The organism is Bacillus sp. NPDC094106 (genome assembly GCF_044764345.1).
GTDB lineage: Bacteria > Bacillota > Bacilli > Bacillales > Bacillaceae_G > Bacillus_A.
The window spans coordinates 18,512-29,732 of record NZ_JBIWHY010000035.1 but is presented as its reverse complement, the minus strand read 5'-3'; the positions used below and the strand labels follow the sequence as shown (position 1 = coordinate 29,732).

Here is an 11,221-nt window from a genome sequence, read left to right as displayed (position 1 = left end):
CCCCGCAACCAAATGGTCCCGTGGTGTAGTGGTTAACATGCCTGCCTGTCACGCAGGAGATCGCCGGTTCGACCCCGGTCGGGACCGCCATTTTATATAAAGAAAAGAACGAAACAAGTTGTTTCGTATTTTTTTATTTATTTTTAAGAAAACTTATAAAGACAGTCAAACTTATCCTTAGGAAAACTCCTAAGGTCTTTTTTATATGTTCAAAATGAAACAACGCGAAAAAATCTGTATAATAAAGAGCAGAGAATATTGTGAGTAAAGTAGGTGAAACCTTTGAATAAATATGAAATAACAACAATGTCTTCTGAGGAAACACAAAAATTATCAGAAAGGCTGGGACAACTTGTTGGAGCACAAGATGTACTTATTTTAGAAGGAGATCTTGGCGCTGGTAAGACGACATTTACAAAAGGTCTAGCAAAGGGCCTTGGTGTGAAGAGAGTTGTAAATAGTCCTACATTCAATATTATTAAGGAGTACAAAGGAAGACTACCGCTCTATCATATGGACGTGTATCGTTTAGCGGAAAGTGAAGAAGATTTAGGATTTGATGAGTATTTTTATGGCGAAGGTATAACGGTAGTGGAATGGGCTCATTTAATAGAACCATATTTACCAAATAAAAATTTAAAAGTTAGCTTATTCCATGCAGGGAATGATACAAGGAAAATCGTATTAGAACCAAATGGAGAACGCTATATTAGATTATGTGAGGAGCTATTACAAGATGAAAGTACTAGCAATTGATACTTCAAATTACGTAATGGGTGTTTCTCTTATTGAGGAAAACACTGTTGTTGGGGAAATCATTACAAATTTAACAAAAAATCATTCTGTACGCCTTATGCCAGCTGTAGAACAACTTCTAAAGGAATGTAATGTAAAACCGAAAGAGTTAGATAAAATCGTTGTAGCAGCTGGCCCTGGCTCGTATACAGGCGTTCGTATAGGCGTGACGGTTGCGAAAACGCTAGCATGGTCATTGCAAATACCGATTGTTGGTGTGTCTAGTTTAGAAGTGGTAGCTGCTAATGGGGGTAATTTCCAAGGAGTTATTTGTCCTTTATTTGATGGACGCCGTGGACAGGTTTATACAGGTTTGTATACATATGAAGAAGAAAGGCTAACTTCCATAGAAGATGATCGTATTGTTCTTATTGTGGATTGGTTACAGATGTTAAAGGATAAGGGACAACCTGTTCTATTTATCGGTAATGATGTAAAGCTGCATAAAGAAACGATTATAGAATATTTGGGAGATCAAGCTGTATTTGCTTCCTTTACAAAGAATAATCCAAGACCAAGTGAGCTAGCATTTTTAGGATTACAAAAGGAAGAACAAAGTGTACATACATTTGTTCCGAGCTATCTTCGTCTAGCAGAGGCAGAAACAAAATGGCTAGAAAGTCAAAAAAAATAGGAGCTGTTGAAATGGATATTACATTTAGAAAGATGACGACTGATGATATTGCTCAAATTGTAGCTATCGAAGAAGCGTCTTTCCCAACTCCTTGGACTGCCGATGCATTTCACCGTGAATTAACGATGAATGAATATGCACATTATGTTGTTATAGAAAAGGATGGTCTGGTAATTGGATATTGTGGATTGTGGATTATTATTGATGAGTCACATATAACAAATATAGCTATTTTGCCAGAATATCGTGGTCAGAAGCTTGGGGATGCTTTGCTTAAAGAAGTAATGGACCAAGCGAAGGAGATGGGAGCAAAAACGATGACACTTGAGGTTCGTGTTTCAAATGAAGTAGCGAAACAGTTATACCGGAAGTATGGATTCCAAAATGGTGGGATTCGTAAACGATACTATACAGACAATTATGAAGATGGTCTTGTAATGTGGGTGAATATATAATGGAAAAAAATACGATTATACTTGGCATTGAAACAAGCTGTGATGAAACAGCTGTAGCGATTGTTAAAAATGGAACAGAAATAGTGGCAAATGTTGTTGCATCACAAATTGAAAGTCATAAGCGTTTTGGCGGAGTTGTACCAGAGATTGCATCTCGTCATCACGTAGAACAAATTACAGTTGTATTAGAAGAAGCACTAAAAGAAGCAAATATCTCTTTTGAAGATATTGATGCAATTGCAGTGACAGAAGGCCCTGGTTTAGTAGGTGCACTTTTAATTGGTGTAAATGCGGCTAAAGCTGTTGCTTTTGCTCATAATATTCCTCTTGTTGGTGTTCATCATATCGCTGGTCATATTTATGCGAACCGCTTAGTAAAAGAGTTAGAATTCCCATTGCTATCACTTGTTGTATCTGGAGGACATACAGAGCTTGTTTATATGAAAGAACATGGCTCGTTTGAGGTAATTGGTGAAACAAGAGATGATGCAGCGGGAGAAGCATATGACAAAGTGGCGCGTACGTTATCTATGCCATACCCAGGTGGTCCTCATATTGATCGTCTTGCTCATGAAGGAAGGCCAACGATTGATTTACCACGTGCATGGCTAGAACCAGATTCGTATGATTTTAGCTTTAGTGGATTGAAATCAGCAGTTATCAACACTGTGCATAACGCAAAACAACGAGGCGAAGAAATTGCTCCAGAAGATTTAGCAGCGAGCTTCCAAGAAAGTGTAATAGATGTATTAGTAACGAAAGCAGCACGTGCAGCTGAAGCGTACAATGTAAAACAGGTGCTTCTTGCTGGGGGCGTAGCAGCAAATAAAGGGCTTCGAGCACGTTTAGAAGCAGAATTTGCGAAAAAAGAGCATATGGAACTAATCATTCCACCATTATCTTTATGCACAGATAATGCAGCAATGATTGCAGCAGCAGGGACAATCGCATATGAACAAGGGAAACGTGCAACATTAGCCTTAAATGCAAACCCAGGTTTAGATATTGAAGCATAGTTATACACAAAATTAACCACAACCTGTGGATAAAACCCACATTATCTGTTGATAATGTGGGTTTTATTGTGAATATAAAATGCTGATAACTTTTTTATATTTTGTGGGTAATGTGGAAAAGTTATTTTTATCTTTATATAGTAAAGGTGGATATGTGTATAATGTTGTGGATAAATAGATAGATGTCAGACCTTTGATTAATCTATATGTTTCATATGAACAACAAACAAGGTAGCTAAATATTCTTTGGCTACCTTGTTTTTATTACGTAAATATAGAAAGGTTACATGTGTAATTCTTCCCATTCTGCCATATGTTTTTCTAGTTGCTCTTGTAATGTTTGTTTTGTGTTTGTAATTTCACTTGCTCGTTCATAATCTGCATATACTTCAGGTAGACAAAGCTGGTCTTCTAATGCTTCGATCTCCTCTTCTAATTTCGCGATGTTTTGTTCCAGTTCTTCAATTTTTCGAATACGCTGGCGCTCTAGCTTTTTACGCTCTTTTTCTTCAAGATAACTTAATTTTTCTTGAGCAATGTTTTTTTGAATAGGTGCTTCTTCCTCTTGTTGCTCAAATTCAGCACGTTCAATCATTTCATTTTTCTTTTCGATATAGTAGTCATAGTCACCTAAATATTCCTGTGCACCATCTGTTGATAACTCAACGACTGTAGTTGTGACACGGTTAATAAAATAGCGATCATGAGAAACAAATAAAAGAGTTCCTGGATAATCGATTAAGGCGTTCTCTAGAATTTCTTTACTATTTAAATCAAGATGGTTTGTTGGCTCATCTAAAATCAGCAGGTTAGATTTTTGCATCATTAATTTCGCTAAGGCTAATCGTGCCTTTTGGCCACCACTAAGAGAAGAAACAGGTTTTAATACATCATCTCCTGTGAATAAAAAATTACCGAGTATAGTACGAATTTCTTTTTCTGGCTGTAGTGGATACTCATCCCATAATTCATTTAAAACACGCTTAGACGATGTTAAGTTTGCCTGTTCTTGATCATAGTATCCAATAGATACATTCGAACCGAAAGAAACTTCACCGCTTAATGTGTGCAATTTATTCACAATTGATTTTAATAATGTAGATTTTCCAATCCCATTTGGTCCGACTAATGCAACACTATCACCACGGGTTAAGCGTATATTCACATGTTCAATAATAGGCTCTTGGTCGTATCCAATTGAAACATCTTTTACTTGTAAGACGTCGTTACCACTTTGTTTCTCGATATCAAAGTGAAAGGATGCTGATTTAGAGTCACCTAATGGTCTAGTCAGTAATTCCATTCGATCTAATTGCTTACGGCGACTTTGTGCACGTTTTGTTGTAGATGCACGAGCGATATTCTTTTGGACAAAGTCTTCGAGTTTAGCAATTTCTTCTTGTTGTTTTTCATAACGTTTCATTTCCTGTTCATATAGTGCAGCTTTTAGCTCTAAATACTTACTGTAGTTACCAACATATCGTCTGCTTTCTTTATTAGAGATTTCATATACTTGTGTAACAAGCTTGTCTAAAAAGTAGCGATCGTGGGAAACAATTAGAATAGCTCCTGGATAGCCTTGTAAATATTGTTCAAGCCATGTTAGTGTATCGATGTCTAAATGGTTTGTTGGCTCATCCAAGATGAGTAAATCTGGTTTTGTTAATAATAATTTACCAAGAGCCAATCGTGTTTTTTGGCCACCGCTTAATGTAGAAATTGTCGTTTGGTGTGTTTCGGTTGGAAAACCGAGACCACTTAAAATAGAACGAATATCAGCCTCATATTGATAACCGCCTTGATCTTTATAATCTAGTTGCAATTGATCATAATCAGCGAGTAATTTTTCGTACGTAGTAGCATTTGAAAAGTTTTCTTCTTGCCCCATTTCATGCTCTAGCCTTCGAAGTTTTTTCTCCATTTGCTGTAGATGTGTAAAGACAGTTAGCATTTCATCCCCAATTGTTAAAGAAGTTTCGAGACCGGTATTTTGAGCTAAATAACCAATTGAAACATCTTTTGGTTTTATAATTTCACCGCCATCATGAGATAACTCTCCGGCAATTATTTTTAACAATGTAGATTTTCCGGCTCCATTTCGTCCGACTAGTGCGATACGATCTTTCGTTTGAACTTCTAATTTAATGTTTGCAAGGATTGTTTCAGCACCGTATAATTTTGAAAGCCCATTCACTTGTAATAGAATCAATGTTTTCACCTCAAATAATTTCTTAACTTTGCCATGTTTATATTTCTCAATCATACTAAAAATAGTGTATAGTTTAAAATAAAGAGAGAATTTTTCTCTCTTTATTATACAAGGAAAGTCATAAGTGCTAAACTTTTCTATTTGTTTCAGGTATAGGAACAAAGATAGGAAGAGAGGAGAGGTTATATGGATCAACAGAAGATTCCACAGGCCACTGCCAAGCGATTGCCTCTATACTATCGATTTATCCAAAACTTATCTCTTTCTGGTAAGCAACGTGTTTCATCAGCAGAATTGAGTGAAGCGGTGAAGGTCGACTCCGCGACGATTCGAAGAGACTTTTCATATTTTGGAGCGTTAGGAAAAAAAGGATATGGTTATAATGTGAATTATTTACTATCATTTTTCCGTGAAACGCTTGATCAAGATGATATAACACGTGTGGCACTTATTGGAGTGGGTAATTTAGGGACCGCTTTCTTACATTACAATTTCACGAAAAATAATAATACAAAAATTGAAATGGCCTTTGATATCAATGAAGAGAAAGTTGGAACAGAAATCGGAGGAATTCCTGTATATCATTTAGATGAACTAGAAGAGCGTCTAAAAAGTGATATACAAGTGGCAATATTAACAGTACCTGCTACCGTTGCACAAGCTGTGGCAGATCGATTGGCTGATACAGCTGTACACGGAATTCTAAATTTTACGCCAGCACGATTAAACGTGTCAGAAAATATACGAATTCATCATATTGATTTAGCCGTAGAATTACAAACGCTTGTTTACTTTTTGAAAAATTATCCACAATAAAACGCAGAGGAAAATCCTCTGCGTTTTATTATTGTTTTTTCTTTGTAAATTTGACTAAGATAAGACGAAGTGCCAAATTAAAATCAATTGTTGCCATAGCTGCAAACAGTAGTGTCCAAGGGTTCCAGATTGTATCTGTAACGTTCATAATTGCGAGGCGTACAAAAACACATCCAAGCAGGAAATATAGTGCTGCCATGAACAATGGTGAGTTCCTCATATTAAAAATCCTCCGATAAAGCCTTGCATTTTTTCAGCTTCTTTAATCATTTCCTGTATTTGTTCATTACTTATTAAGACTTGAGCTAGCGCGACCAGGGTATTCATTGAAACATGGGCCATGATAGGGACAATAATCCGTCTCGTTTTTACATATAAAAATGCGAATACAAAACCCATGGAAGTGTATACCAATAGATGTGAAAAATCAAAGTGAATTGCTGCAAATACAAGCGAGCTAATAATAGCTGCGATAAAGAAGTTAAATTTCTTATACAATGTACCAAATAAAATTTTTCTAAACACAATCTCTTCTAAAATAGGTCCGATTATCGATATAACAATAAGGAACCATGGTGTAGTTCTTGCAATTTCCATTAAGTGTTCCGTGTTTTCAGAACCAGGCTTAATACCTAGTAAGCGCATTTCAATCGTACCTGCAATTGTTTGGGAAAAGAAAGCTAAGAAGAAACCGATAAAAATCCAACCAACTGCGGCAGGAATACTAGCTCGTTTTGTATCTAAATGCCTCTCTCGAATATCTGTTCTAAGCAGAAAAAGTACAATACATAATGCAATGAAGAAGCTAATGATTGCCCAGTGACCAGTCAGTAGCTGGATTTTTTCTTCTCTCGTGAATCCTCTATTATCATATAGTCCAGTTTTCACAAGAAGTGGTAATCCAACAATACTTGATAACTGCATAAGAATGTATGTAACTATAATCCACCAATATTGTTTTTTCAAATGGGTTAACCATCCTTTCTAACTCTAGTTTATGAGATAAGGCGGGATAACATGTAAACATCCAGCCGAGTATACGTAATAACCATTCATATTATGATTTTTTTGTAAATCTTTCTTTGAAAATGAAATAGAAGACAGGAAAATGCTGTACTTATAGAGAAAACAATTTATGGCGTCTTTCATATTGTAACATACGATAAGTGGAAACGCCGATTCATATATGGAAGGCTTTCTTGAGAATAGTTACAACGATAATCAAGTTGTTCTTTTCTAGGAGGACGTATAGAAAAAGTGTATCTAGCAATTTGCGAAAAAATTATGATTTTTTTACTTGCAAAAGAAAATGAGATTATTTATTATTATAAGTGTGTTAGCACTCATGAGTCTTGAGTGCTAATAAAGAAAATTTACATAAAAAATGAGGAGGTTATTGTTCATGCTAAAGCCATTAGGTGATCGCGTTGTAATTGAGCTTGTTCAAGCAGAAGAAAAAACAGCAAGTGGTATTGTATTACCAGACACTGCAAAAGAAAAACCACAAGAGGGTAAAGTTATTGCAGTAGGTACTGGCCGAGTGCTTGAAAATGGTGAGCGTGTTGCTTTAGAGGTAGCAGCAGGTGATCTTATCATCTTCTCAAAATATGCAGGTACTGAAGTGAAATATGAAGGTACAGACTACTTGATTTTACGTGAAAGTGACATTTTAGCAGTTATCGGTTAATTATATACATTTTAAAAATCCAAGGGGGTCAAATATTATGGCAAAAGATATTAAATTTAGTGAAGAAGCACGTCGTTCGATGCTTCGCGGTGTCGACACTCTTGCAAATGCAGTAAAAGTAACGCTTGGACCAAAAGGTCGTAACGTTGTACTTGAGAAAAAATTCGGTTCACCACTTATTACAAATGATGGTGTAACAATCGCAAAAGAAATCGAATTAGAAGATGCATTCGAAAACATGGGTGCAAAATTAGTAGCAGAAGTTGCTAGCAAAACAAATGACGTAGCTGGTGACGGAACAACAACTGCAACTGTATTAGCACAAGCTATGATTCGTGAAGGCTTAAAAAACGTAACAGCTGGTGCGAACCCAATGGGTCTTCGTAAAGGTATCGAAAAAGCTGTTGTTGCAGCAGTAGAAGAATTAAAAACGATTTCTAAACCAATCGAAGGTAAATCTTCTATCGCGCAAGTAGCTGCTATTTCTGCTGATGATGAAGAAGTAGGTAAATTAATTGCTGAAGCAATGGAGCGCGTTGGTAACGACGGCGTTATTACATTAGAAGAATCTAAAGGATTCACAACAGAATTAGATGTAGTAGAAGGTATGCAATTTGATCGTGGATATGCATCTCCTTACATGATTACTGATTCTGACAAAATGGAAGCAGTACTTGATAACCCATATATCTTAATCACTGACAAAAAGATTTCTAACATCCAAGAAATCTTACCAGTGTTAGAGCAAGTGGTACAACAAGGTAAACCACTTCTTATCATTGCAGAAGATGTAGAAGGCGAAGCTTTAGCTACATTAGTAGTAAACAAACTTCGTGGTACATTCAATGTAGTAGCTGTTAAAGCTCCTGGCTTTGGTGACCGTCGTAAAGCAATGCTAGAAGATATCGCAATCTTAACTGGTGGCGAAGTAATCACTGAAGAATTAGGACGTGACTTAAAATCGGCTACAGTTGCATCTTTAGGACGCGCTGGTAAAGTTGTTGTAACGAAAGAAAACACAACTGTAGTTGAAGGTGTAGGTAACACAGAACAAATCGGAGCTCGCATCGGTCAAATCCGTGCACAATTAGAAGAAACAACTTCTGAATTCGATCGTGAAAAATTACAAGAGCGTCTTGCTAAACTTGCAGGCGGCGTAGCAGTAATTAAAGTAGGTGCAGCAACTGAAACTGAGTTAAAAGAGCGTAAACTTCGCATTGAAGATGCACTTAACTCAACTCGTGCAGCAGTAGAAGAAGGTATTGTTGCAGGTGGCGGTACTTCACTTATGAACGTATACACTAAAGTGGCTGGTATTGCAGCTGAAGGCGACGAAGCAACAGGTATCAACATTGTACTTCGTGCATTAGAAGAGCCAGTTCGTCAAATCGCAATCAACGCTGGTCTAGAAGGATCTGTTGTTGTAGAACGCTTAAAAGGCGAAAAAGTAGGCGTTGGTTTCAACGCAGCAACAGGCGAATGGGTAAACATGCTTGAGTCTGGTATCGTAGACCCAGCAAAAGTAACTCGTTCTGCACTTCAAAACGCAGCATCTGTTGCAGCTATGTTCTTAACAACTGAAGCTGTAGTTGCTGACAAGCCAGAACCAGCTGGTGCTGCTGGAATGCCTGACATGGGCGGCATGGGCATGGGCGGTATGGGCGGAATGATGTAATAAAGATGTAAAAACCTTGTTATATCAACAATTATAAGCCTTTACACCTTAATAAGTGTCCGAAAAAGTGACCGATATTAGTCGGTGAGATTTTTAGAGAGGTCTTTCATTAAGTTACTGAACTTATTGGAAGCCTCTTTTTTTATGTTCTTTGTCATGTGTGCGTATATGTCCATTGTCGTATTAATATCTGAATGTCCTAATCGTTCTTGTATCTCTTTTATGTGTACATTTGCTTCAATTAACAAAGACGTATGAGTATGTCTAAATGAATGAGGTGTTACTTGTTTTTGAATAGATGTCTTCTTAAGTAGTCGCTGCATTCTAATTGATAAATGCTTAATTGTCTTAGGATAACCTTCATTGGTTGAAAAAATAAAATCATTGTCTTTATAGAAAGGTTTGTTATCTATTATTATTTTTTCTTGTTGTTGTTTGTGTTGCTTGAGCATAGCAACTAAAAGAGGGTCTATTGTTATTGTGCGAATGGAACCCTCTGTTTTTGGTGTCAGTAATGTATATTTTAACTTGTTGTTCGTTGGATTGTAGTAAGTTTTTATAACCCTTAGTGTATGTTCATTAAAATCAATATCAGACCATTTTAAAGCTACCAATTCCCCAATTCTTAAACCAGTATAAGCTAACATAGTGAAGGCAAGTAAATCGCTCTCCAAGCCTTCATTTTTAGTGACAGTTAGAAATTCTTCTAATTCCTCTTTTTCAAGAAATTTTTCATTAATAGAATTATCATTTTCAAGATCAGATACAGTTTTCTTTTTCTTTGGTAGTTTAATGCCCTTTGTTGGTGCTTCTTTGATTAAATTATTTGTAATAGCGTATTCGAATACCATATTTGTCGAAGTATGAATACTGGACACATAGTTTGCACTGAATTGAGTAGCAAGCTTATCTATAACGTCTTGATAAGCCTTTTTAGTTATCTTTTGAATCGGAAGTTGTCCAAACTCATTAATAATATGCTTTAAAGCAATCCTTCTAGCCCTCACACTGCTTTCTTTGGCATCTTGACTATAATGCCTTTCCCAATCGTTATAAAGGTTTAAGAAGGCCATTTTAGAAGGCTGAATGTATTCTCCATTATGAAATTGTCTTTCGAATAAGGCGGCTGCAAGTTTTGCGTCCTTTTGAGTCAAAAAACCAGATTTGCTCTTTTTTATTTCCTTTCCTGTTACGGGATCAGTACCCATATATGCACGGAACGCCCACTTTTTCCCCTTTTTATAGATGTATGCCATCGAATTCTCCTCTTTTTTATTTTAGTAACTCAAAGTGATCGATATATAAGGTGTCACTTCCTTCAATTTCATCATTAAAGTATTCAATACCCCATTCGATTAGAAAATCATCTAATTTGTTATAAACATAGGATTCCACATACCCAGATAATTGGAGTTGATCTAACTTAAATTCAAAAAGTGGAGGAATCCCGATGTGTAAACCATCGATAAGTTTTTTCTCGTTTATCTTATACATTACTTCTATTTGAAAATCAAATTCATGATTTTCTCCCTCGTACCAAAGTTTGCAATGTAGTGTTAGCTCTGTGTCGATTTGTGAAATAAACTGATATCCGTTTCCATCTTCATCTACATGAGTATACTCATCCATTGATATTTTTGGTTCTTCAGTAATAACTTCGAATTCTGGCTTTATATCAATGTAAGAAATTAGGTCGCCAGGTTTGCACTTTAGTAATTCACATAATTGTCTCATGGTATCAAATTGAATTCCCGATCCATAATTATTGTACAAGTTAGAAATGGTTGTCCTAGATAGAGTAGTTTTATCTTTAACTTTTTGAATGTTAAGCCCTCGTTCAGCCATTAAAACCCTTAAATTACAATAAATTAGTCCCATAAAAATAAACTCCTTTTTTGAATTAGTTTACCCTAATGATATCATAACTAATCAAA

The 11,221-nt window shown here is 36.1% G+C and carries 12 protein-coding genes and 1 tRNA gene; 8 read left to right on the top strand and 5 right to left on the bottom strand.

The genetic code is table 11. The features are described from left to right. The first annotated feature begins 14 nt into the window (after positions 1-14). From ACIQ7L_RS27585 to tsaD, 5 genes are all read left to right on the top strand, one after another. A tRNA-Asp gene (locus ACIQ7L_RS27585) sits at positions 15-90 on the top strand. A gap of 192 nt (positions 91-282) precedes the next feature. After that, entirely contained in the window at positions 283-756 is a 474-nt protein-coding gene (tsaE, locus tag ACIQ7L_RS27580) for a tRNA (adenosine(37)-N6)-threonylcarbamoyltransferase complex ATPase subunit type 1 TsaE (RefSeq protein WP_400573346.1), read from the top strand. Then, positions 737-1,429 carry a tRNA (adenosine(37)-N6)-threonylcarbamoyltransferase complex dimerization subunit type 1 TsaB gene (gene tsaB / locus ACIQ7L_RS27575; RefSeq protein ID WP_400573344.1) on the top strand — a complete coding sequence of 231 codons (693 nt, stop codon included), beginning with the start codon at positions 737-739 and terminating at the stop codon, positions 1,427-1,429. Before tsaE ends, tsaB begins: the two co-directional genes overlap by 20 nt. A gap of 11 nt (positions 1,430-1,440) precedes the next feature. After that, positions 1,441-1,884, top strand: a complete 444-nt coding sequence (gene rimI / locus ACIQ7L_RS27570) for a ribosomal protein S18-alanine N-acetyltransferase (protein WP_400573342.1) — start codon at positions 1,441-1,443, stop codon at positions 1,882-1,884. After that, positions 1,884-2,900, top strand: a complete 1,017-nt coding sequence (gene tsaD, locus ACIQ7L_RS27565; RefSeq protein WP_400573341.1) for a tRNA (adenosine(37)-N6)-threonylcarbamoyltransferase complex transferase subunit TsaD — start codon at positions 1,884-1,886, stop codon at positions 2,898-2,900. The genes rimI and tsaD overlap by 1 nt, the downstream gene beginning before the upstream one ends. A 283-nt stretch (positions 2,901-3,183) precedes the next feature. On the opposite strand, the gene ACIQ7L_RS27560 is transcribed toward tsaD, so the two are convergent. Continuing rightward, entirely contained in the window at positions 3,184-5,109 is a 1,926-nt protein-coding gene (locus ACIQ7L_RS27560) for an ABC-F family ATP-binding cassette domain-containing protein (RefSeq protein WP_400573339.1), read from the bottom strand. 186 nt (positions 5,110-5,295) lie between these two features. Between ACIQ7L_RS27560 and ACIQ7L_RS27555 the strand changes: the two genes are divergently transcribed. Then, positions 5,296-5,925 (top strand): redox-sensing transcriptional repressor Rex, encoded by a 630-nt coding sequence (locus tag ACIQ7L_RS27555; protein WP_400573337.1) that lies wholly within the window; start codon positions 5,296-5,298, stop codon positions 5,923-5,925. 28 nt (positions 5,926-5,953) lie between these two features. Here the strand turns inward: ACIQ7L_RS27555 and ACIQ7L_RS27550 are convergent, their stop codons facing one another. Next, positions 5,954-6,145 carry a YdiK family protein gene (locus ACIQ7L_RS27550; protein WP_097898436.1) on the bottom strand — a complete coding sequence of 64 codons (192 nt, stop codon included), beginning with the start codon at positions 6,143-6,145 and terminating at the stop codon, positions 5,954-5,956. Beyond that, entirely contained in the window at positions 6,142-6,891 is a 750-nt protein-coding gene (locus tag ACIQ7L_RS27545; RefSeq protein ID WP_400573335.1) for a CPBP family intramembrane glutamic endopeptidase, read from the bottom strand. Before ACIQ7L_RS27545 ends, ACIQ7L_RS27550 begins: the two co-directional genes overlap by 4 nt. 436 nt (positions 6,892-7,327) lie before the next feature. Between ACIQ7L_RS27545 and groES the strand changes: the two genes are divergently transcribed. Continuing rightward, complete coding sequence (gene groES / locus ACIQ7L_RS27540) at positions 7,328-7,612, top strand: co-chaperone GroES (RefSeq protein WP_000917306.1); 285 nt, start codon at positions 7,328-7,330, stop codon at positions 7,610-7,612. 37 nt (positions 7,613-7,649) lie between these two features. Beyond that, positions 7,650-9,287, top strand: coding sequence for a chaperonin GroEL (groL, locus tag ACIQ7L_RS27535; protein ID WP_400573334.1), 1,638 nt, complete (start codon positions 7,650-7,652; stop codon positions 9,285-9,287). A 77-nt stretch (positions 9,288-9,364) separates the two neighbouring features. On the opposite strand, the gene ACIQ7L_RS27530 is transcribed toward groL, so the two are convergent. Together ACIQ7L_RS27530 and ACIQ7L_RS27525 are read right to left on the bottom strand one after the other, a co-directional pair. Continuing rightward, the gene (locus ACIQ7L_RS27530) at positions 9,365-10,543 is read right to left on the bottom strand and encodes a site-specific integrase (RefSeq protein ID WP_400573332.1); all 1,179 of its coding nucleotides are present in this window, start codon (positions 10,541-10,543) and stop codon (positions 9,365-9,367) included. Between the two features lie 16 nt (positions 10,544-10,559). Next, positions 10,560-11,165 carry a helix-turn-helix domain-containing protein gene (locus ACIQ7L_RS27525; protein WP_400573330.1) on the bottom strand — a complete coding sequence of 202 codons (606 nt, stop codon included), beginning with the start codon at positions 11,163-11,165 and terminating at the stop codon, positions 10,560-10,562. Positions 11,166-11,221: the final 56 nt, after the last annotated feature.

Bases quoted from the DNA above. Each gene is read 5' to 3' on its own strand.
- tsaB (WP_400573344.1), top strand. From the start codon at position 737: ATGAAAGTACTAGCAATTGATACTTCAAATTACGTAATGGGTGTTTCT.
- groES (WP_000917306.1), top strand. From the start codon at position 7,328: ATGCTAAAGCCATTAGGTGATCGCGTTGTAATTGAGCTTGTTCAAGCA.
- ACIQ7L_RS27550 (WP_097898436.1), bottom strand. From the start codon at position 6,145: ATGAGGAACTCACCATTGTTCATGGCAGCACTATATTTCCTGCTTGGA.
- rimI (WP_400573342.1), top strand. From the start codon at position 1,441: ATGGATATTACATTTAGAAAGATGACGACTGATGATATTGCTCAAATT.
- ACIQ7L_RS27555 (WP_400573337.1), top strand. From the start codon at position 5,296: ATGGATCAACAGAAGATTCCACAGGCCACTGCCAAGCGATTGCCTCTA.
- ACIQ7L_RS27525 (WP_400573330.1), bottom strand. From the start codon at position 11,165: ATGGGACTAATTTATTGTAATTTAAGGGTTTTAATGGCTGAACGAGGG.
- groL (WP_400573334.1), top strand. From the start codon at position 7,650: ATGGCAAAAGATATTAAATTTAGTGAAGAAGCACGTCGTTCGATGCTT.
- ACIQ7L_RS27530 (WP_400573332.1), bottom strand. From the start codon at position 10,543: ATGGCATACATCTATAAAAAGGGGAAAAAGTGGGCGTTCCGTGCATAT.
- tsaD (WP_400573341.1), top strand. From the start codon at position 1,884: ATGGAAAAAAATACGATTATACTTGGCATTGAAACAAGCTGTGATGAA.